Annotated in this window: 21 protein-coding genes; 16 read left to right on the top strand and 5 right to left on the bottom strand. The window is 64.9% G+C overall.

Annotated elements, in window-relative coordinates:
• Both D4754_RS10790 and D4754_RS10785 read left to right on the top strand, forming a co-directional pair.
• A complete protein-coding gene (locus D4754_RS10790) occupies positions 1-1,284 on the top strand; it encodes an ArgE/DapE family deacylase (RefSeq protein WP_121063329.1) in 1,284 nt (427 codons plus the stop codon).
• Between the two features lie 112 nt (positions 1,285-1,396).
• On the top strand, positions 1,397-2,779 hold the full coding sequence (locus D4754_RS10785; protein ID WP_121063327.1) for an aspartate aminotransferase family protein: 1,383 nt from the start codon (positions 1,397-1,399) through the stop codon (positions 2,777-2,779).
• A gap of 58 nt (positions 2,780-2,837) precedes the next feature.
• Here the strand turns inward: D4754_RS10785 and D4754_RS10780 are convergent, their stop codons facing one another.
• Positions 2,838-3,434, bottom strand: coding sequence for a TetR/AcrR family transcriptional regulator (locus D4754_RS10780; RefSeq protein WP_240453837.1), 597 nt, complete (start codon positions 3,432-3,434; stop codon positions 2,838-2,840).
• Positions 3,435-3,551: 117 nt separating this feature from the next.
• Between D4754_RS10780 and D4754_RS10775 the strand changes: the two genes are divergently transcribed.
• From D4754_RS10775 to D4754_RS10760, 4 genes are read left to right on the top strand one after another with little or no spacing between them, the layout of a single operon-like run.
• Positions 3,552-4,868, top strand: a complete 1,317-nt coding sequence (locus D4754_RS10775) for a flavin-containing monooxygenase (RefSeq protein WP_121063323.1) — start codon at positions 3,552-3,554, stop codon at positions 4,866-4,868.
• A complete protein-coding gene (locus D4754_RS10770) occupies positions 4,865-5,761 on the top strand; it encodes a bile acid:sodium symporter family protein (protein WP_121063321.1) in 897 nt (298 codons plus the stop codon). The genes D4754_RS10775 and D4754_RS10770 overlap by 4 nt, the downstream gene beginning before the upstream one ends.
• The gene (locus tag D4754_RS10765; RefSeq protein ID WP_121063319.1) at positions 5,758-6,687 is read left to right on the top strand and encodes an SDR family oxidoreductase; all 930 of its coding nucleotides are present in this window, start codon (positions 5,758-5,760) and stop codon (positions 6,685-6,687) included. The genes D4754_RS10770 and D4754_RS10765 overlap by 4 nt, the downstream gene beginning before the upstream one ends.
• The gene (locus D4754_RS10760) at positions 6,684-7,445 is read left to right on the top strand and encodes an SDR family NAD(P)-dependent oxidoreductase (protein WP_121063314.1); all 762 of its coding nucleotides are present in this window, start codon (positions 6,684-6,686) and stop codon (positions 7,443-7,445) included. The genes D4754_RS10765 and D4754_RS10760 overlap by 4 nt, the downstream gene beginning before the upstream one ends.
• A 43-nt stretch (positions 7,446-7,488) precedes the next feature.
• Here D4754_RS10760 and D4754_RS10755 read toward each other — a convergent pair whose 3' ends face one another.
• From D4754_RS10755 to D4754_RS10740, 4 genes are all read right to left on the bottom strand, one after another.
• Positions 7,489-8,199 carry a carbonic anhydrase gene (locus tag D4754_RS10755; protein WP_121063312.1) on the bottom strand — a complete coding sequence of 237 codons (711 nt, stop codon included), beginning with the start codon at positions 8,197-8,199 and terminating at the stop codon, positions 7,489-7,491.
• Positions 8,200-8,267: 68 nt separating this feature from the next.
• Positions 8,268-9,455: a serine hydrolase domain-containing protein gene (locus D4754_RS10750; RefSeq protein WP_121063310.1), complete on the bottom strand. Its 1,188-nt coding sequence runs from the start codon at positions 9,453-9,455 to the stop codon at positions 8,268-8,270.
• Between the two features lie 197 nt (positions 9,456-9,652).
• Entirely contained in the window at positions 9,653-10,630 is a 978-nt protein-coding gene (locus D4754_RS10745) for a helix-turn-helix domain-containing protein (RefSeq protein WP_163025874.1), read from the bottom strand.
• A gap of 145 nt (positions 10,631-10,775) precedes the next feature.
• Positions 10,776-11,567, bottom strand: coding sequence for a helix-turn-helix transcriptional regulator (locus tag D4754_RS10740; protein ID WP_121063306.1), 792 nt, complete (start codon positions 11,565-11,567; stop codon positions 10,776-10,778).
• A gap of 86 nt (positions 11,568-11,653) precedes the next feature.
• On the opposite strand from D4754_RS10740, the gene D4754_RS10735 reads away from it, so the two are divergent.
• The 10 genes from D4754_RS10735 to argE are packed head-to-tail and all read left to right on the top strand — an operon-like array spanning position 11,654 to position 21,096.
• Positions 11,654-12,721, top strand: coding sequence for an ABC transporter ATP-binding protein (locus D4754_RS10735; protein WP_240453836.1), 1,068 nt, complete (start codon positions 11,654-11,656; stop codon positions 12,719-12,721).
• Positions 12,721-13,641, top strand: coding sequence for an ABC transporter permease (locus D4754_RS10730; RefSeq protein WP_121063301.1), 921 nt, complete (start codon positions 12,721-12,723; stop codon positions 13,639-13,641). The genes D4754_RS10735 and D4754_RS10730 overlap by 1 nt, the downstream gene beginning before the upstream one ends.
• A complete protein-coding gene (locus D4754_RS10725; RefSeq protein ID WP_121063299.1) occupies positions 13,641-14,447 on the top strand; it encodes an ABC transporter permease in 807 nt (268 codons plus the stop codon). Before D4754_RS10730 ends, D4754_RS10725 begins: the two co-directional genes overlap by 1 nt.
• 20 nt (positions 14,448-14,467) lie before the next feature.
• Positions 14,468-15,493: an extracellular solute-binding protein gene (locus tag D4754_RS10720; protein ID WP_121063298.1), complete on the top strand. Its 1,026-nt coding sequence runs from the start codon at positions 14,468-14,470 to the stop codon at positions 15,491-15,493.
• Positions 15,494-15,495: 2 nt separating this feature from the next.
• Positions 15,496-16,257: a carbon-nitrogen hydrolase family protein gene (locus D4754_RS10715; RefSeq protein WP_121063296.1), complete on the top strand. Its 762-nt coding sequence runs from the start codon at positions 15,496-15,498 to the stop codon at positions 16,255-16,257.
• A gap of 3 nt (positions 16,258-16,260) precedes the next feature.
• Positions 16,261-17,625: an aminotransferase class III-fold pyridoxal phosphate-dependent enzyme gene (locus D4754_RS10710; protein WP_121063294.1), complete on the top strand. Its 1,365-nt coding sequence runs from the start codon at positions 16,261-16,263 to the stop codon at positions 17,623-17,625.
• A gap of 18 nt (positions 17,626-17,643) precedes the next feature.
• Positions 17,644-18,894 (top strand): flavin-containing monooxygenase, encoded by a 1,251-nt coding sequence (locus tag D4754_RS10705; RefSeq protein WP_121063292.1) that lies wholly within the window; start codon positions 17,644-17,646, stop codon positions 18,892-18,894.
• A gap of 14 nt (positions 18,895-18,908) precedes the next feature.
• Positions 18,909-19,322: a RidA family protein gene (locus D4754_RS10700; RefSeq protein ID WP_121063290.1), complete on the top strand. Its 414-nt coding sequence runs from the start codon at positions 18,909-18,911 to the stop codon at positions 19,320-19,322.
• Positions 19,323-19,327: 5 nt separating this feature from the next.
• On the top strand, positions 19,328-20,002 hold the full coding sequence (locus D4754_RS10695) for a DUF1028 domain-containing protein (protein ID WP_121063288.1): 675 nt from the start codon (positions 19,328-19,330) through the stop codon (positions 20,000-20,002).
• The gene (gene argE / locus D4754_RS10690) at positions 20,002-21,096 is read left to right on the top strand and encodes an acetylornithine deacetylase (RefSeq protein WP_121063285.1); all 1,095 of its coding nucleotides are present in this window, start codon (positions 20,002-20,004) and stop codon (positions 21,094-21,096) included. Before D4754_RS10695 ends, argE begins: the two co-directional genes overlap by 1 nt.
• The last annotated feature ends 33 nt before the right edge of the window (positions 21,097-21,129 follow it).

Here is a 21,129-nt window from a genome sequence, read left to right as displayed (position 1 = left end):
ATGGCCCTTTCCCCTGAACTGACCAAACAGATCCTGGACGCCGTCGATGCCGGCTTCGAAGACCAGATCGCCTTTACCCAGGACCTGACGCGCTACCCGTCGCTGCGCGGGCAGGAGCATACCGCGCAGGATTTCCTGCACCGTGAACTCCAGAACCGCGGCTACACGATGGACCGCTGGACCATCGACGTGAAGGACATCGAACATCATCCCGGGTTCTCGCCCGTCGATGTCGATTACTCCAACGCGATCAACGTCGTCGGCACCCTGCGCCCGAAGACGGAAAAGGGCAAAAGCCTTGTTCTGAACGGCCATGTCGATGTGGTGCCCACGGGTCCCGAGGACATGTGGACCACCCCGCCGTTCGAGCCGCGCCGCGACGGTGACTGGCTCTATGGTCGCGGCGTGGCCGACATGAAAGCCGGGATCGCGGCCAACATCTTTGCCGTCGATGCGCTGAAATCGCTGGGCTACCGGCCTGCAGCGACGCTCTACCAGCAATCGGTGGTGGAAGAGGAATGCACCGGCAACGGCGCACTGGCCGCGTTGCTGCGCGGCTACAACGCAGACGCCGCGATCATCCCCGAACCCGAAGACGACAAGCTGGTCCGCGCCAACACGGGCGTCCTTTGGTTCAAGGTCCGCGTGCAAGGCGCCCCGGTCCACGTCCGCGAAGCGGGTAGCGGCGCGAATGCGATCGAGGCCGCCTATGACCTGATCCGCGGCCTGCGCGGGCTGGAGCAGGCCTGGAACGACCAGAAAGGCGACCACCGCTATTTCGAAGACCTCGACCACCCGATCAACTTCAACGTCGGAAAGATCGAAGGCGGCGACTGGGCGTCTTCCGTTCCCGCGTGGTGCGAATTTCACTGCCGCATCGCGATCTACCCCGGTCAGAAACCCGCCGACGCCGCGCGCGAGATCGAAGATTGCCTGCGCCATGCCGCGCAATCGAACGCGTTTCTCGCCAACAACCCGCCGGAGCTGACCTTCAACGGCTTTTTTGCCGAAGGCTATGTTCTGGAAGAAGGATCCGAAGCCGAAACCACGCTGGGCCGTGCCCATCTGGCCAGCTATGACCGGCCGCTCGAAAGCTTTGTCACGCCCGGCTATCTCGACGGTCGGGTTTTTGTTATCTACGGCGAAACACCGTGCCTCGTTTACGGCCCGCTGTCCGAGTCGATCCACGGCTTCGACGAACGGGTCAGCCTGTCGTCCGTCCGCCGCGTGACCGGGGCGATTGCGCTGTTCATAGCCGATTGGTGCGGGCTGGAAGAGATTTGATCAAATCCCGCGTGACGCCGCCCCCTTTGGTGGATAGATTGCGCGGAAATTGGGTATGGGCGTACCGAACGCCGAACCTTCAACGTAACGATTCAACCGATCCGGAGATATCATGAACGAGCGCCCGAATTCCCTGCACGCAAGCGACATCGCCCATTCGATGCACCCCTACACCAACATGCGCCTGCATGAGGAAAAGGGCCCCATGATCATGACCCACGGCGACGGCGCCCGGGTCTATGACAGCGAAGGCAAAGAATACATCGAAGCGCTGGCGGGCCTCTGGTCCGTGGCTGTCGGTTTCTCGGAAACCCGCCTGGCGGATGTCGCCTATGAGCAGATGAAGAAGCTGCCCTATTACCATTCCTTCGCGCACAAGGCGCACGAACCGTCGATCCGCCTGGCCGAGAAGATCGTGGAAATGACCCCCGAAGGGCTGAACCGCGTGTTCTTCACCAACTCCGGCTCGGAAGCGAACGACACCGTCATCAAGATGGCGTGGTTCCTGAACAACGGTCTGGGCCGGCCCGAGAAGAAGAAGTTCCTGTCGCGCAACAAGGCCTATCACGGCATCACCATCGCATCGGGCTCGCTCACCGGTCTGCCGGGCAACCATAACGGCTTCGACCTGCCCGCCATCCCCGTCGTCCACCTGACCACGCCGCATTACTGGCGTTGGGCCGAAGAGGGCGAGACCGAAGAGCAGTTCACCGCCCGCCTGCTGAAAGAGATGGAAGAGACCATCCTTGAAGAGGGCCCCGAAACCATCGCCGGTTTCATCGGTGAACCCGTCATGGGCGCCGGCGGCGTGATGACGCCGCCCGAAGGCTACTGGCCCGCGGTGGCCGAGCTTTGCAAGAAGTACGACATCCTGCTGGTGTCGGACGAGGTCATCAACGGCTTCGGGCGCACCGGCGCGCGTTTCGGTTGCGAAAAGTACGGCTTCACGCCCGACATCCTTGTGACGTCGAAGCAGCTGACCTCGTCCTACCTGCCGCTGGCCGCGATCGTGGTGAACGACAAGGTGTATGACGCCATTGCCGACCATACCGCGAAGCTGGGCACCTTCGGCCACGGCTTCACCGCCTCGGGCCACCCGGTGGCCTGTGCTGTGGGCTTGGAAAACCTGAAGATCATCGAAGAGAAGGATCTGATGGGCAACGCCGCGCGGCTGGAAGAGCAGTTCCAGCAGGGCCTGCGCAAGTTTGCCGATCACCCGCTGGTGGGCGAAGTCCGCGGCGTGGGCCTGATCGCCGGTGTCGAACTGGCGAAGGACCGTGACGCCCGCGAGGCGTTCTCGCCCGCTGGCAGCATGGCGCCCAAGGTCGTGAACTTCTGCGCCGAGGAAGGCCTGATCGTACGGGCCGTCTATGAAACCGTGGCCTTCTGCCCGCCGATGATCGTCACCTCGGACGACATCGACGAGATCCTCGCCCGCTTCGGCCGCGCGCTGGACAAGGCGCTGGAAGCTGCCAAGGCAGACGGTCAGCTTTAAGCCCGCTTTCCTGAACAACCGAAGGCCGCTCCCCCGGGGGCGGCCTTTTTCGTGGCCGTCACGAACCGGCCGACAGCCCCGCCGCGCAGTACTGCACCAGGTGTCGGATCTGCGTGTCTTCTTCCGGAAGCTCGCCACCCAGCGCACCGATCCGGCCCTGCGTCGTCAGAAGCGCCAGCATGGCCGAGACCGAGAAGACGAACCCGGCCGCCACCTGCTGGCGCGACGCGTCGGGCAGAAGGCCCAGCATCTCGCGCAGGAAGACCTCGGCCGTGGGGTCGAAGCATTCGGCGGAAATGGCGCGCCAGCGGTCGTCGGCCGAAACATAGGCCACAAGGCGGGCGTAATTGCGCCAGCGCGGTTCCACGCGCGAGAGATCGAAGAACGGCCGCATGAAGGCCGCAAGCACGGTCTCCAGCGTCACGTCTCCCGCCGTTTTCAGCCGTTCCAGGTTCTCGGTCCGGACCTGCGACAGTGCCTCGGCCCGCCGGGCGACGGTGCGGTGGAACAGCACCTCTTTCCCGCCGCCGTGATGATGGATCGTGCCCACCGGCTCCCCCGCCTCGGCGGCGATGTCGCGGATCGTGGCGCCATCGAATCCCCTGTCGGCAAACACCGTCTCGGCCGCATCAAACACCCGCTTCTTCGTGGCCAATGCACGCTTGGAGGGTGCTCTTTTCCGCTTCGGTTCAGGGGGTTGTGCCGATGTCATGAATTGACCTTGCCTTAACTTGAACATTTGTTCAAGTTAACTCCACCAAGGGAGTACGAAATGACCGACGCACAAAACCGGTTTGCCCTGATCGGGGCGGGCCCTATGGGTCTGGCAGCCGCGAAGCTGCTGAGCGAACACGGAATCGCCTTTCAGGGGTTCGAGCTGAACTCCGGCGTGGGCGGCCTGTGGGATATCGATGCCCCTCGCTCGACCATGTACGAAACCGCGCATCTCATCTCCTCGAAGAAGATGACCGAGTTCACCGATTTCCCCATGCGCGAGGAGGTGGCCGAATACCCCTCGCATCGCGAGATGAAGCGCTATTTCGACGAGTTCGCCGACCATTTCGACCTGAAGAAGCACTACCGTTTCGGCGCCGAGGTCCTGTCCTGCACGCCTCTGGGCGGCCCGAATGACGGCTGGCGGATCACGTGGCGCGATGCGGAGGGCGAGCATGCCGAAGACTTCTCGGGCCTGATGATCGCCAACGGCACGCTGAGCACGCCCAACATGCCTGCCTTCAAGGGGGAGTTCACGGGCGAGCTGATCCACGCCTCGGACTACCGCCATCCGACCCAGTTCGCGGGCAAGCGCGTGCTGGTCATCGGCGCAGGCAATTCCGGCTGCGACATCGCGGTGGACGCGATCCATCACGGGGAATCCTGCGATCTGTCGATGCGGCGGGGGTACTATTTCGTGCCGAAATACGTCTTCGGCAAACCCGCCGACACGCTGGGCGGCGCGATCAAGCTTCCGATGGCCCTGAAGCGGATCGTGGACGGCACGATCCTGAAATGGTTCGTCGGCAACCCGCAGAAATACGGCTTCCCCAAGCCCGACTACAAGCTGTACGAAAGCCACCCCATCGTGAACTCGCTGGTGCTGTACCACGCGGGCCATGGCGACATTACGATCCGCCCGGATGTCGACCGGTTCGAAGGCAAGACGGTCCATTTCAAGGACGGCACCAGCAGCGCCTACGAAATGATCCTTGTCGCCACGGGCTACAAGCTGGACTACCCCTTCATCGACAGCGCGCACCTGAACTGGCAAGGGTCCGCCCCGCATCTTTACCTGAACTGCATGCATCCCGAACGGGACGACCTCTTCGTGATGGGCATGGTCGAAGCGTCGGGCCTGGGCTGGCAAGGCCGGCACGAACAGGCCGAGATGGTGGTGCGCTACATCGAGGGCCTGAAATCCGGCGCCACTGCCGCGCAGGAGCTGAAGGAAACGAAGGCCAAGGGGTTCGAGCGCGCAACCGGCGGCATGAACTACATCGACCTGCCGCGCATGGCCTATTACGTCGACAAGGCGACGTACCGGAAGGCCGTGACCGGCTGGATCGACAAGCTGCGCGGGTCGGCAAAATGATCGACGAGGCGGTACTCGATTTCACGCCCGGGTCGCTGATGCTGCTGAACGCGATCCTTGCGGTGGTGATGTTCTCGATCGCCATCGACCTGCGGCCGCGCGATTTCAAGGCGCTGGCACAGGCGCCGAAGCCGCTGATCGTGGGCCTGCTGTCGCAGTTCGTGCTGCTGCCGGTGCTGACCTTCCTGCTGGTGATGATCGTGCAGCCGGCCGCGTCTGTCGCGCTGGGGCTGATCCTTGTGGCGGCCTGCCCGGGGGGCAACATCTCGAACTTCATCACCCACCGCGCGGGCGGAAATGCGGCGCTGTCGGTGTCGATGACCGCCTTCGCGACGGTCGGGGCAATCCTGCTGACACCGTTCAACATCGCCTTCTGGGGGAGCCTTTACGAGCCCTCGGCCGAGATCCTGCGCCAGACACATGTCGACCCGGTCACCATCGCGATCATCGTGGGGCTGATGCTGGTCCTGCCTCTGGTGTTGGGCGTGACGCTGAACACGAAGCGGCCCGCAGTTGCGGCGCGGCTGCGCAAGCCGCTTCAGTGGATCTCGATGGGGATCTTCGTGGCGTTCATCGTGCTTGCCCTGGCCGCCAACTGGGCGCAGTTCCTGGCCTATGCCGGCGGGATCGCCGGGCTGGTGATCCTGCACAACGCCATCGCCCTGGGCGGCGGATACATCTTCGCGACCCTCGCCCGGCTGTCGCCCTTCGACAGGCGCGCCATCACCATCGAAACGGGGATCCAGAATTCCGGCCTTGGCCTTGTCCTGATCTTCGGCTTCTTCGGCGGGCTTGGCGGCATGGCCGTGGTCGCGGCTTTCTGGGGCATCTGGCACGCGATATCCGGGCTGGCGCTCGCCCGGATCATGTCGCGGACCGAGGCCCCGCGATGACGCGCATCCTGATCACCGGCGGCGCGGGCATGGTCGGCCGCGCGCTGGCCACTGCCCTGCCCGCGGACGATATCGTGGCCACCGATCTTGCGCGTGGCAGCCTGCCCGACGCTGTCCGCTTCCAGCGGATGGATGTGACAGGCTCCGACCCCGACACGGTGATCGGTGAGGAAAGACCCGATGTCGTCGTGCACCTCGCCTCCATCGTCACACCGCCTCCGGGCATGACCCGCGAACAGGCCTTTGCGGTCGATGTCACCGGCACCAAGAACGTGCTGGAGGCCTGCATCCACCACAAGGTCAAACGCCTTGTCGTGACAAGCTCTGGCGCGGCCTATGGCTATCACGCCGACAACCCGGTGCCGCTGACAGAAGACGCCCCCTGCCGCGGCAATCCGGAATTCGCCTATGCCGATCACAAGCGCCAGGTCGAAGAGATGCTGGCCCAGGCGCGCTGGCTGCATCCGCAACTGGAGCAGGTCGTGCTGCGCGTGGGCACCGTGCTGGGTGCCGGCACAGACAACCAGATAACGGCGCTGTTTCATCGCAAGCGGCTGCTGGCGATCCGGGGCTGCGACAGCCCGTTCGTCTTCATCTGGACGCAGGACCTGGCCCGCATCGTCCGCCGCGCGGCGACCGGGGGGCCGGCAGGTATCTTCAACGTGGCCGGCGACGGGTGGCTGTCTGTCGATACGCTGGCGCAGACATTGGGCAAACCTGTCCTCCGCCTGCCCGCCTGGGGGCTGAAGGCCGCGCTGGCCGTGGCGCACCCGCTGGGGCTGTCGCAATACGGGCCCGAACAGGTGCGGTTCCTGCAATACCGCCCCGTGCTGGCCAACGACCGGTTGAAACACGATTTCGGCTACCAGCCGGAACTGACATCGGCCGAGGTCTTCGACCTGTGGCGACGGGAGGCAGGCCTATGAAAACCGCGGTGATCTCTGGCGGGAATGGCGGGCTGGGCCGGGCGCTGGCGGCGCAACTCGGCGCGCAAGGCTGGCATTCGGTCCTGATGGATATCGATGTGACGGGGCTCGAGGCGACCGAAGCGCAGACACCCGTCGCCGTGGATCTGACGGACACGCAGGCCCTGCACACGGCGGCAAGCGACATCATCGCCGCGCGGCCCTCCATCGACCTCGTGATCTACAATGCGGGCGTGTCGCAGATCGGCCCCTTCGCCGAAAGCGATGCCGCCAGTCACCGGCGGGTGTTCGAGATCAACTATTTCGCCGCCGTCGAAATGGCCCGCGCCTTCCTGCAGCCAGTGCGCGAGGCGCGCGGCACGCACCTGGCCATCTCGTCGGTCGCGGGCTTCGCGCCGCTCCACAACCGGACGGCCTATGCCGCGTCGAAACACGCGATGCAGGGGTTCTTTTCGTCGCTCAGGTCGGAAGAGGCGCCCTATGGCGTGCGCAGCCTGATCGCGGCGCCGAGCTTCGTGGCAACGAATATCGGCAATGCATCGCGGACGGAAGACGGCGTCGTGCGCCCGGGATCAGCTGCGGACGGGGTGGATTACATGACGCCGGAGGAGGCGGCGCGCGTAATCCTGCGGGGCGTCGACAGGGGGGATGAATTCATCCCCGTGGGCCGCGTGGCGCGGCTGTCATCGCTGATCATGCGCGCTTCGCCCAAGACCTATCAGCGCGCGATGCGGAAAAAGATAAGTGGCGAAGGCTGAACCGAAGCGGACCGCGTGATCCGCTTCGGTATCGTGTCGTCGATCAGAGGAATTCGACCTTCCCGGTGGCGATATCATAGACCGCCGCAACCGAGCTGAGCTTGCCCTCTTCGTGCATCCCGGCAAGGATCGGCTCCGCCTTGGACGCCATTTCGGCATTCAGCACCGCATTCTTCGCAGTGGCGGCTTCCAGAAGGTTGTCCGCACCGGTGGCCATAACGTCGTAGACGGCAGGCCGCAGCGCGTTGACCAGCGACGGCAGATGGCCCGGGGGCAGTTCCTTGTCCTGGATCGACTGGATCGTCGCACTCACCGCACCGCAAGAGGTGTGGCCAAGCACCACGATCACCTGCACGCCAAGCACGGCGGCCCCGAATTCAAGACTGGCCAGCCCATCTTCGTTGATGAAGTTCCCGGCCACGCGGACCACGAACAGATCGCCCGGCCCCTGGTCGAAGATCAGCTCGGGCGCGACGCGGGAATCCGCGCAGGAGACGATCGCGGCAAAGGGCTGCTGCCCTTCCGCCCGAGCATTTCGGCCGACCGAGTGATCGGTGTTGATCGCCTCGTTCGCGACATAGCGCGCGTTGCCGTCCATCAGGCGCTGCAACGCCTCCTCGGGCGAGGTCGGCGCCGGTCCGGCCGATTGGCCGGTGGCTTGCGTCGCGGCCGCAGCCCCGGCAACGGTCATGGCCAGACCGCCGGCAAAAAGCCCCCGGCGGCTGATGGTATGTTCAGGATGATCCTGGCACATTCTCTTGTCTCCTCGTTCTTGTTATTGGTGGTTGGGAAAGCGGGGGCACAAAGGCGCCACCGTGACTGTCAGTCGGCGGCGTAGGCCGTGTACAGACGCTCCAGCACTGCGCCCGTGGCGTCGTTGCCATTTGCGCCGGCGATGTTCGTCGTGACGACAACGCCAAGGTCGCGGTCGGGATCGACGATGATCCGCGTCAGGTTCATCGCGTTCGATCCGTTATGCGTTGGCAACGGGCCGTCGGCCCAATCGTAGTCCACGATGCTCCAGCCGAAACCGTAACCGCCCGTCGTGGGCGTTCCCGGCGGCGGGTTCTCCCGAACCGGCGTTTCGACATGCTGCGCCTGGATCGTGGCCAGGGTTTCGGGCGAGACGAGCGCGGGACCGCGCGCGCCCTTCCCGGCGTTCCAGTCGGCCCATTTGGCGTAATCAAGGATCGACATGTGCGCCATGCCCGCCGGTCCCAGCACCACCGGCCCGTCTGCCGCTGGCCCCCAGAGGCGGGGCGTCACCGATCCGTCGGCATTGGTCATGTGCCCGACGGCCGCGTCCAACAGGCCGAAGGTCGCCGGCGGGCCGATGCCCGCGGAGTCCATTCCCAGCGGTTCGAAGATCCGTTCGTGGATCAACCGCTCCCACGCCTCGCCCGAGACCTTCTCGATCATCGCGCCGGCGATCATGTAGCCCATGTTGGAGTACTGGAAGGGGGAGCCTTCGGGCACCGTGATCTCGTTCTCCTTCCAGTGATCCAGCACGCGCAGCCGCCGGTCGAAGGTGTTGTAGTCGAACGTTTCGGCGTTGAAATAGAGATCCAGCAGCTCGTCATTGTCGCCGGGTATGCCGCTGGAATGGGACAGCAGCTGTTCGAGCGTGGCGTTGGACAGGCTCCCGCTCATCCCCGGCACGTCTTCGCCCAGAACCTCGCCCACGGTCGTGTCCCATTGCAGCTTGCCTTCATCGACCATCATGCCCGCCAGCGTCGCGGTCATCGACTTGGTGTTCGACCCGATGTGGAACCGGTCATCGATCGTGACGGGCAGGTCGCGGCCCATAACGCGCGTGCCGACCGCCGATGCCTCGACGACCTCGCCATTCTTCACCACCGCCGCTGCAATCGCGGGTACGCCGTACTGCTCGCGAATGTCGTTCAGATAGCTGTCCAGATCCGAGGCTGCCGCAGGGCCGACCGAAAGAAACGCGGTCAGGGCAACACCTGACAGGGCCGGAAGATGAAATCGCGTGAAGAAAGCAAACATATCAGGAAACATCCGTCATCTTGGTTCGCCCGTATCAAACGGGGCGAATTAGTCCGAGTGGGTTCGGTCGGATCACAGGTCCGGGCCCGGCCCACGGCTCGAGCGCAAGATTAGTCGCGGCATTGCGGTCGGACTATCCGATTTCCGCAATTCGTCTTTCACATGAACGATACTACCGGAATGCACGAACCAGCCGTTCAGCGCGCGAGGGTGGCCGAAGGGGACTCGTTGAAGATGCGTTTGTAATCCTGTGCGAAGCGCCCAAGGTGCAGGAACCCGTGATGCATGGCCGTGGCCGTCACCGTCGTATCGCCCGGTTCCGCCCGGCAAAGAATGGCCTGCACGCGGTTCAGACGCAGAAGGCGCAGATAGGCCATCGGCGACATGCCCATATGCGTGCTGAACGCGTATTGCAGGGTACGCTGCGACACGCCGAGTTCGCTGCACAGCTCCACCACACTTGGCGGCTCGTCCGTGACGGCGCGGTCTTCGGCCAGGTTGCGGGCCTGCCGGCAGATCTGCATCGCTTTCACCCGCGCGGCCGGCGGCAGGGGGCGATGCGCATCCAGCGATGCCGTCACGACGTGCAGGAGCGTCTGGAATAGGCTGGTCTGCATGCCCACCGTATCAAGGGGCACGCCCGACGCCGTCGCCATCTTCCCCGCCTGAAAGCACAGATCGACCGCCTCCGCGAAGCGGCGCTTGTCCCGCGACCGGATCGCCGTCAGCCCCGCGCCCGCCCCGGACCATTGTGACGGGTTCAGGATGCGGGCGGCGCTCAGGAACGCGTCGTGATCGAAAGTGACATAGGTCGTCTGCGCACCGGCAGGCACGTGGATATCGAACTCCGTCCGCCCCGGCATGAAGAAGATCGCGTCGGCATTGGCAGCGTCATATTCGGAAAACCGGAACGCGGGATCCAGCGTGCAATAGGACAGCGTGCACAGGTTGTCGGGCGTGGCCCCCAGTTTCTGGACCGCGGCGTCCTGATGTTCGCGCACGATCTGCTGGCCACCCAGATCCATGCACTCCATCCGGCCCAGCTGCCGCCCCGGGCTAAGCTGCAGGCATTCCATCCGGATCCATGGCTGCATCGCGGCCTGATCCAACCCGTGGTCAATCCGGGCCGACTGCACGGCGGGGGGTGGGGCAAGGGTCGGACTGAGATCGTTCAACCGCGGTGTCTCCGTTGCGCCCGCCGCCTGCAGCCCAAGGCCGCAAGAAGAGCATTCTGCTTCCAGCCGAGACGGTTAGTGCGGACGTCTCCATCTGGTGCAAAATCGTACACGATCCCATGCACCCGGTCGAGCGCGACGCGGGTCAGTCCGAAAGCAGCGGCATCACCAGCGAGAACAGTTCGGCCTGCGACGAGATCCGGCATTTGCGGTACAACTGCTTGCGGAAGACCTTCACCGTCTGCGGGCTGATTTCCAGGCGGAGGCCGATGGAGACCGAAGAATGCCCCCGCAGGATCAGCAGCGCGACCTCGGACTGACGGCGGCTGAGGCTGATTCCATGACGCTCGACAAAGCGTTCGCGCAACCGATCGACGAGCTTTGCATCGGTATAGTCGCCGCTGGACGAGAGCCCCGCCCATTGCTTTGCGATCAGCCTGCAGGCAATCGTGCTTAATCTTTGGGCGACATCCACGTCACGCGGGGAAAACGGGCGACCCGAACTGGCGTCGCGCCCAAGGCAGACATGCACGGATACCCCTTCGGCCGGATAGGCCACGTAGGCCATTTCGTCGACCAGCGTCGTGCGGCGGTAATAGGTGGCGTAGTACTCGTTCCGCTGGAACTGGTCGGGCGCGAAATCGCGCAGGCGGTAGAGCCCTTCAGGCACCCGCGCGACATGAAGTTCGTGAAAGGGATCGAGCAGGTAAGCCCCTGAGATATAATTGCTTTCGATATTCGCATGCACGGCAGACACGCGCGCGCGATAGAACAGCGCCTCCGGCCTCCGGGTCTGGAAATAGGCCAGCATCGTGGTGTTGTCGATTTCGATGCTGCGGTCCAGCCAGGCATAGAGCGCATGGGCGAAATCGTCGGTTCCCAGGGCACCGATGACGTCTGCCAGATGCCTCTCGGCCGTGTTGGGAAGTGGCTGCATGATACCCCTCTGGGGGTATGTACCCCCTGAAGACGCCTTTCTTACGATAAAGCCCCGTAACCGGGGGTATGCCGCAAGAGGGGCCGATGGACCAGAAGAACATCGCAGTGGATGTCGACCACGTGGTCAAACGCTATGGCAGCGTGACCGCGTTGCATGGCGTGACGCTCGACATCCGGGAGGGCGAGTTCTTCACGCTGCTGGGCCCGTCGGGCTGCGGGAAGACGACGCTTTTGCGCTGCATCGCGGGGTTCGAGGACGTGTCGGAGGGCATGATCCGCCTGCACGGGGACGACATCACCCCCCTGCCCGCGCACAAGCGGCCGGTGAACACGGTGTTCCAGCAATACGCTCTGTTCCCGCACATGACGGTGCTGGACAACGTGGCCTTCGGCCTTGCCCGGCGCGGCTGGTCGGCACGGGATGCAGAAGGCCGCGCGCGACAGGTGCTGAAGCTGGTGCAGCTGACCGATTTCGCCAAGCGGAAGCCCGGCCAATTGTCGGGCGGACAGCAGCAGCGGGTCGCCTTGGCCCGCGCACTGGCTCCCGAACCGCAGGTGCTGTTGCTGGATGAACCGCTGTCCGCGCTCGATCTGAAGCTGCGGCAGGCGGTGCGGGTCGAACTGAAGCAGATCCAGCGGGAAACCGGCATCGCTTTCGTCTTCGTGACCCACGATCAGGAAGAAGCGCTGACCATGTCCGACCGGATCGCCGTCATGTCCAACGGCCATGTCCAGCAGATCGGCACCCCGCGCGAGATCTACGAGGCGCCCGTGAACCGCTTCGTCGCCGATTTCATTGGCGAGACGAACCTTCTGGAAGTTGACGTGCAGACGGTCTTGGGTGGCCGCGCGACGGTCGCCCTGCCGGGAGGCACCGTGATCGACGTGCCCGCCGCCGATGGGGCCGCGACGGGCCCCGGCCACCTGTCGGTGCGCCCGGAACGGATCACGCCCACGGACGGTCCCGGCAGCGTGACGGCCACGGTGGACAGCCATGTCTACCTTGGCACCGATATCCAGCTGCACGCGAAGCTCGATGATGGCACGCCGCTGGTGGTGCGAATGCAAAGCAGCGGTGCGGATATCCCGGCACAAGGGACGCGGCTGGCATTGGACGTGGAGGCAGGCGCAGCGCGCCTGCTGGCGGACTGATGGCAGGCGCCGCGCCCGGCGGGGGCGCTTCCCGGTCCGAGGTCTATCGCGGCAGCGGTCCGCGGCTGCTCCTTCCCGCATGGATCTTCATCGGGGTCTTCCTGCTGCTGCCGGTCATTCTGATGGCCGTCTATTCCTTCCTGACGAAGGAATTCCGCGGCGGCGTGATCTGGGAGTTCACCTTCGCCGCCTACGACCAGTTCTTCTTGAACCGGGGCCTTTTCGGGGACGAACCGCCCACCATCGAATGGACCTACCTTGGCATCTTCTGGCGCTCGATCTGGCAGGCCGGGCTGGCGACATTCTTCTGCCTGCTGATCGGCTTTCCCACGGCGTGGTACGTGGCGACGCGGCCGGTCTCCACCCGGTCGGTCTGGCTGTTCCTGATCACGATCCCCTACTGGGTGAACCTGCTGATCCGCACCGTTTCCATGAAATTCCTGCTGCGCGACACCGGCCCGCTCAACGAATTCCTGATGTGGACCGGGGTGATTGCCGAGCCCCTGTCGCTGATCAACACCAACTTCGCCGTGCAGGTCGGGCTGTTCTATTCCTACCTGCCCTTCATGGTGCTGCCGATCTACGCCGCCGTTGAACGGTATGACTTCGCCCTCTCGGAAGCCGCCGCCGATCTTTATTGCGACAGCTGGACGACACTGCGGCTGGTGATCCTGCCCGCCGTGAAACCGGGGATCGTGGCCGGGTGCATCCTTGTCTTCGTGCCGTCGCTTGGCGCGTTCCTGGCGCCGGATCTGCTGGGCGGGGCCAAGACCTTCATGATCGGGTCGCTGATCGAGGAACAGTTCAAGGGCGCCGCCGGCAACTGGCCGTTCGGGGCGGCGGCGGCGATGATCCTGCTGACCGTGGTAATGGGCGTCCTGCTGATCCACGCCCGCGCACAAATGCGGGAGGACGGGTGATGGCCAAGACCGACCTCCGCCGCTTTGCCGGGTTCCGGGTCACGACATGGCTGTGCCTGCTGGTGCTCTATGCGCCCTTGGTGATCGTCGCGGTCTACAGCTTCAACGCGTCGACCTCGATCACCCGCTGGGGCGGGTTTTCCCTGAAATGGTATGTCGACGTCTTCACCGGGCCGGAGGCGCCCCGCTTCCGCGATGCGGCGATCAACTCCTTCGTCATCGCCATCGCCGCGGCCACCTGCGCCACGATCATCGCCACCGCTGCCGCCGTGGCCATGAACCGCACAGGCCGGTTCCGCGGCAAGATGGCCAGCCTTGCGCTGATCAACCTGCCCCTGATGGTGCCGGAGATCGTGACGGCCGTCGCCTCGCTGATCTTCTTCATCACCATCGGGTTCAAGACCGGGCTGATGACCATCTTCGTGGCCCATCTCGTCTTCTGCATACCGTTCGCCTACCTGCCCATCGCGGCGCGGATGCAATCGGTGCCCGACATGTACGAACAGGCGGCGATGGACCTGTACGCCACGCCCTGGGAGGCGTTCCGGCTGGTCCTGCTGCCGCTGATGATCCCGGGCATCCTGTCGGGGTTCCTCCTGGCCTTCATCATCTCGCTCGACGACTTCCTGATCACGAATTTCGTCAAGGGCGCGGGCATCGAAACCCTGCCCACGGCGATCTTCGGGTCGGTCAAGCAGGGCATCAAGCCCAACATCATGGCCATCTCGACGCTGCTTCTGGGCGTCTCGGTGGTTCTTGTCACGCTCTCCTGGGTGATCGGGCGGGCGGGTCAATCAAGAAACTGAACAACAGCGGAGACAGACACATGAAAACACTTCTCACCACCAGCGCGCTGGCGCTGACCCTTGCCACCGCGGCGGCCGCCGAGGGCGAGCTGAAGATCTATCACTGGTTCGAATACATCCCGCAGGAGCTTCTGGACAAGTTCGCCGAGGAATACGACGTCACCGTCACCATGGACACGTTCGATTCGAACGAGGCGCTGCTGGCCACGCTGAAGGCGGGCAAGCTGGGCGAATACGATGTCGCGGTGCCGGGCGATTACATGGTCAAGATCATGGCCGACGAAGGCATGCTGGACACGTTCACGCCCGACGAGATGCCCAATTTCGACAATATCGAGGACCAGTGGGTCGATGTCGAATTCGATCCGGGCCGGAAAAGCACCATCCCCTACCAGTGGGGCTCGACCTCTTTTTCCGTGAACACCGAAGCCTATGACGGTCCGCTCGACAGCCTGTCGCTGATCTTCGAGCCGCCGGAAGAGCTGAAGGGCAAGATCAACGTTCTGGATACCTCGGGCGAGACGCTAACGCTGGCCTCGCTTTACGCCGGCATCCCGCAATGCACATCGGACCGCGAACAGCTGAAGGCGTTGAACGCGCTGGTGCAGGGGGCGAAGCCCGCCTGGGCCTCGTTCGGGTCGGACGTGGCGAAGGATGTGCTGGTGTCGGGCGATGCGGCCGCGGGCATGATCTGGTCGGGCTTTTCGGCCAAGGCCCGCGCGGAAGGCGCGCCGATCGAATACGTGTTCCCCAAGGAAGGCATGATCGTCTGGATGGACAACGTGGCCCTTCTGAAGGACGCGCCCAACCGCGACAACGCGCTGAAGTTCATGAACTTCCTGCTGGAGCCTGAAAACGCCGCCGCTGTCACAAACTATGCCCAGTACACCGCGGGCGTCGAAGGCGTGGCGGAATTCCTTGAACCGGAGGTCGCCAATTCCCCGGAATCGAACCCGCCGGCGGATGCCAAGGGCGTCTTCGTTCAGGCCTGCCCGGAAGAGGTTCAGGTCCTTTACGACGCGATCTGGACCAACCTGAAGAAGTGACGATGCAGCTCGCGCTTTGCCAGACCACGCCCCTGCACGGCGATATCGAGACGGGGTTCACCCGTCTCGACACCATGACCCGTGCCGCGGCACAGGCGGGCGCGGGCATGATCGTGTTCCCGGAACTCTACCTGCCGGGCTACAACCAGCCCGGCCTGCATGACACGCTTTCCCAGCCTTTGGGCGGCGAATGGTTCACCCGCGTGGCCGGGATCGCGCGCGATGCGGGCTGCGGCATCACGCTTGGCTGGGCGGAACGGGATGGCGATACCGTCTACAACGCCGCCACCGCCTTCGCCGCCGACGGCACGATGCTGGGCCATTACCGCAAGATCCAGCTTTTCGGACCGATGGAGAACGCCAGCTTCGCCCCCGGCGACGCCTTCTGCACCTTCGATCTGAACGGTATGCGCACCGCGCTGATGATCTGCTACGACGTCGAATTCGCGCCCCATGTCCGGGCGCTGGCGGAAGACGGCGTGAAGTTGATCCTTGTGCCCACGGCCAACCCCGTCGACTTCCCCCATGTGTCTGGCGCGCTCGTCCCCGCCCGCGCGGCCGAGATGGACCTGACCATCGCCTACACCAATTACTGCGGCCCCGAAGGCGATGTGATCTTCGGCGGACGCTCCGTCATCGTCGGGCCCGATGCCATTCCGCTTGCCAGCGCAGGCCCCGGCCCTGCGCTGCTGATCGCGGACTTGGACCGGCCGGTCCCCGACGCCATCCGATCCACCCAACTTGCCGATTTCAAGAAGGTCTGACCCATGTCGCTCGATCTCGATACCTCAACCGATGGCGTGCTGACCGCCGACACGCACCTCGTTCAATCCTTCGCCGATCTGAACGCCCTGAAGCAGGACGGCGCGCGGACGGTCATCGTGGGGGCCGATGGCGCCTTCGTGACCGACAGCGAAGGCAACAAGCTGATCGACGGGATCGGGGGGCTGTGGTGCGTGAACGCGGGCCACCGCCGGCGCGAGATCATCGACGCGATCACAGAACAGCTGGACACGCTGGATTTCTATTCGACGTTCTACAACTTCACCCACCCCGCCGCCGCGGCGCTGGCCACCAAGCTGGCAGAGCTGGCGCCGGGGCACCTGAACAAGGTGCATTTCGCCAATTCCGGGTCGGTCGCAAACGACACGGCCATTCGCATCCTGCACCACTACTACAACAGGCTGGGCCAGCCGAAGAAGAAGCAGATCCTGTCGCGCCACGGCGCCTATCACGGGTCCACCCACCTCGCCATCGCGATGACGACGCCCGCCTACTCCGAAGGCTGGGACAAGGCAGAAGGTCTCGTCCATCACCTGCGGTGTCCGCATCACTGGCGCGAAGGCGAAGGCCAGACCGAGGCCGAATTCCTGACCTCCCTGATCGCCGACGCGAAGGCCCGGATCGAAGAAATCGGGCCCGAGAACATCGCCTGCTTCATCGCCGAACCGATCATGGGCGCCGGCGGGATCATCGTGCCGCCCCCGGGCTATCACGCCGCGATGGGCGCGCTGTGCCGGGAGTACGAGATCAAGTACATCTCGGACGAGGTCGTCACCGCCTTCGGCCGGCTGGGGCATTTCTTTGCCTCGAAGGACGTGTTCGGCGTGCAGCCCGATATCATCACCACGGCCAAGGGCCTGACCTCGGGCTACCAGCCGCTGTCGGCCACGATCCTGTCGGACGAGATTCACGAGGTCATCTCGGAACCCGGCGGCACGTTCCTGCACGGGATGACCTATTCCGGCCACCCCGCCGCCGCCGCGGCGGGCCTTGCCAACATCGCGCTGATGGAGCGCGACCGGATCCCCGAAACCGTCCGCACCACCGGCAAGCGGTTCGAAGGCAACCTGCGCGGGCTGGCGGATCTGGAGATGGTGGGCGAAGTGCGCGGCAGCCATTTCATGATGGGGATCGAATTCGTGAAGAACCGCGAGACGAAAGAACCCTTCACGCCCGAAGACATGATCGGCCTGAAGGTCGCGAAAGCGGCCCAGAACAGGGGGCTGATCGCGCGGCCATTGGGCAATATCCTTATCCTGTCGCCGACGCTGGTGATGGACGACACGCTGATCGACCGGACGTCGGATATCCTGCGCGAGGCGATAACCGAGGTGCAAAATGCGCTCTGACAGGGAAGGATCTTTCCGATGAGTGTCGAGAAGACGGACGTGCTCGTCGTCGGCGGCGGTCAGGCCGGCGTCGCGATGAGCGAACATCTGGGCGCCGAAGGCATTCCCCACATCGTGCTGGAACGTGGCCGCATCGCCGAAAGCTGGCGCACCAAGCGCTGGGATTCGCTCGTGGCGAACGGGCCTGCGTGGCATGATCGGTTCCCGGGGCTGGAGTTCTCCTGCCCGCCCAATGCCTTCGCCGGGAAGGAGGACGTCGCGGCCTACATGGAAGCCTACGCCGAACAGATCAATTCGCCCCTGCGCACTGGGGTCGATGTCACCTCGGTCACGCGGCTGGAGAGCCGTCAGGGCTTCCGCGCCGAAACCAGCGCCGGGCCTATCGAGGCGGATTATGTCATCGCCGCCACCGGCCCGTTCCACACGCCGCTGATGCCCGATCTCGTCCCCGAAACGCCGGGCCTGACGCAGATGCATTCCATCGCCTACCGCAATCCGGGCGCCCTGCCTGACGGTGCAGTGCTGGTGGTGGGCGCGGGCTCCTCCGGCGTGCAGATCGCGGCGGAACTGCGCAAGGCGGGCCGTGACGTCTACCTGTCGGTCGGCCCCCACGGCCGTCCGCCGCGCAGCTATCGCGGGCGGGATTACTGCTGGTGGCTGGGCGTTCTGAACAAGTGGGATGCCGAGGCGATCCCCGGCGCCGATCACGTCACCATCGCCGTCAGCGGTGCCGAAGGCGGCCATACCGTCGACTTCCGCGCGCTGGCCGCAACCGGCATCACGCTGGTCGGACGGACACAAAGCTGCACCGATGGGAAGCTGACCTTTTCGAACGATCTGGCAAAGAACATCGCCCGCGGCGACCGCGATTACCTTGCCGTGCTGGACGAGGCCGACGCCTTCGCCAAGGCCAACGGGCTGGACCTGCCCGAGGAACCCGAAGCGCGGGAGATCCTTCCCGATCCCGATTGCCTGACCCATCCGCTCACGCATCTCGACCTGGCCCAGGCCGGGGTCACGACCATCATCTGGGCCACGGGGTTTGCGCTGGATTACTCATGGCTGAAGGTGAACGCGTTCGATGCCAATGGGAAACCCAAACATCTGCGCGGGATCACGGATGAACCCGGCGTCTACTTCCTGGGATTGCCCTGGCAGACCCGGCGTGCTTCATCCTTCATCTACGGCGTCTGGCACGATGCCCGCTACATCACCGACCACATCGTGAAGCGCCGCGCCTATCTTGCCTATCCCGGCACGCCCGGCTGACATCGGAGACCGAATTGGCCCATACCCGCATCCGCAAGTTCAACACGTCCGACACTTACCCGGAACAGAACCTAAACAACGACCTGTGCCAGGCCGTCGTCGCCCGCGGCGCCACCGTGTTCCTGCGTGGCCAGTGCCCGCAGGATCTGGACACCGCCGCCAATATCGAAAGCCACGATCCGGTCGAACAGACCCACAAGGTGATGCAGAACATCGTCCAGTTGATCGGCGAAGCCGGGGGCGAGATGGACCACCTCTGCAAGGTCGTCGTCTACCTGACCGACGTCCGCCACCGCGAGGCCGTCTACCGCACGATGGGCGAATACATCCGTGGCATTCACCCGGTGTCGACCGGCGTGGTGGTCACGGCACTGGCCCGCCCAGACTGGCTGGTCGAGATCGACGCCACTTTCGTGATCCCGGACTGATCGCCATGACCTTCTCGATCACCGCCCGCTGCGCGACGACCGGCCAGTTCGGCGTGGCGATCTCGTCCTCCTCCCCCGCCGTTGCCGCGCGCTGCGCCTTTGCGCGCGCGGGCGTGGGGGCAGTGGCCAGCCAGAACGTGACCAATCCGGCACTGGGGCCCGCGGTGCTGGATCTGATGGCAGGCGGACTGTCGGCGGAAGAGGCCGTGACAAAGGCCATCGAAGGCGAAGCGCACCCCGACTATCGCCAGCTTCTGGCGGTGGACGCGCAGGGCCGCAGCTTCATCCATTCCGGCGCCAACGCACTGGGGATCTGGACCGCTGCCAGCGGCAAGAACTGCGCGTCGGGCGGGAACCTTCTGGCGAATGACGGCGTTCCTGCGGCCATCGTCGCAGGATTCGAGGCCGCCACCGGCGCCCTTGGCGACAGGCTGATCGCCGCGATGCAGGCGGGCCTTGCGGCCGGCGGCGAAGCCGGGCCGGTTCATTCCGCCGGGCTGCTGATCATGGACCGGCAGGCGTGGCCTTACGCGGAACTCCGTTGCGACTGGACGGAAGACTGCCCGATCACGGCCATCGCCACCGCGTGGGATGTCTACAAGCCGCAGGCCGACGCCTATATCACCCGCGCGCTGGACCCGACCGAAGCGCCCTCCTACGGCGTGCCGGGCGACGAATAGTGAGCGAGACCGAGATCCTCGCCCAACTGGTGCGCTTTGCCACGATCACCGACGGGCCAAATCTGGAACTGATCGGCTGGGTCGAGACTTTCCTGTCAGACTGCGGTTTCTCCGTGACCCGCGTGCCGTCGGGCTGTGGCACCAAGGCCGGGCTGCTGGCGCGGCGGGGGGACGGCCCCGGCGGCGTGCTGCTGTCGGCGCACAGCGACGTGCTGCCGGTGGCCGGGCAGGACTGGCACGGCGATCCATTTGCCCTGATTGAACAGGACGGCCGCCTGATCGGCCGCGGCAGCACCGACATGAAGGGCTTCCTCGCCTGCGTTCTGGCAGAGGCCGAGCGGCGGAAGGACGGTCCCCTCACCCGCCCCATCATGATCGCGCTCAGCTGGGACGAGGAGATCGGCTGCCAGGGCATCCCCCAGATGATCGACCGGGTGGTTCCCGTGCTTGGCCGCCCCGATCTGGTGATTGTGGGTGAACCCACCTCGATGCGCCTGTGCATAGGGCACAAGGGCAAGGCCGCCTACCGCGCCACCTGCCGGGGCGAGCCCGGTCATTCCTCCATGGCGCCCCTATACACCAACGCGCTGCACCTCGGCGCCGACCTGATCCAGACGCTGCGCCGGGTGCAGGACCGGCTGGCAGAAAGCGGCGCGCAGGATCCGGGCTACCGCGTGCCCTCCTCCACGGTTCATGCCGGGCGGATGAGAGGTGGCGTGGCGCTGAACATGATCCCCGAAGAGGCCGTGATCGATTTCGAGATCCGGCATCTGGCCTCGGAAAGCCCGGACGACATTCTGGCCCAAGTGCAGGCCGATCTGCCGAAGGACACGGATATCGCCCGTGTCACCGCCTACCCCGGCCTCGACGCCGACCCGTCGGACCCGGCCATCGCCGCGCTGGCCGGGCTGCTGGACGATCCGGACCCCATCCGCGTCTCCTACGGGACAGAGGCGGGTTTCTTCGCGGGCCTCGGCCTGCCCACCGTCGTGTGCGGGCCGGGCGACATGGCCGACGGGCACCAGCCCAACGAATCCATCGCGCTATCCGAACTGGACCGCTGCCGCGCGCTGCTGGGCGATCTGCTGGGCTGACGCGCGCGCGCCAGCTTGTCCAGATGGGCCACC

This window comes from Chachezhania antarctica, assembly GCF_003646465.1.
Lineage (GTDB): Bacteria > Pseudomonadota > Alphaproteobacteria > Rhodobacterales > Rhodobacteraceae > Chachezhania > Chachezhania antarctica.
The sequence above is the reverse complement of the archived record's forward strand: the minus strand, read 5'-3'. Positions and strand labels throughout refer to the sequence as shown.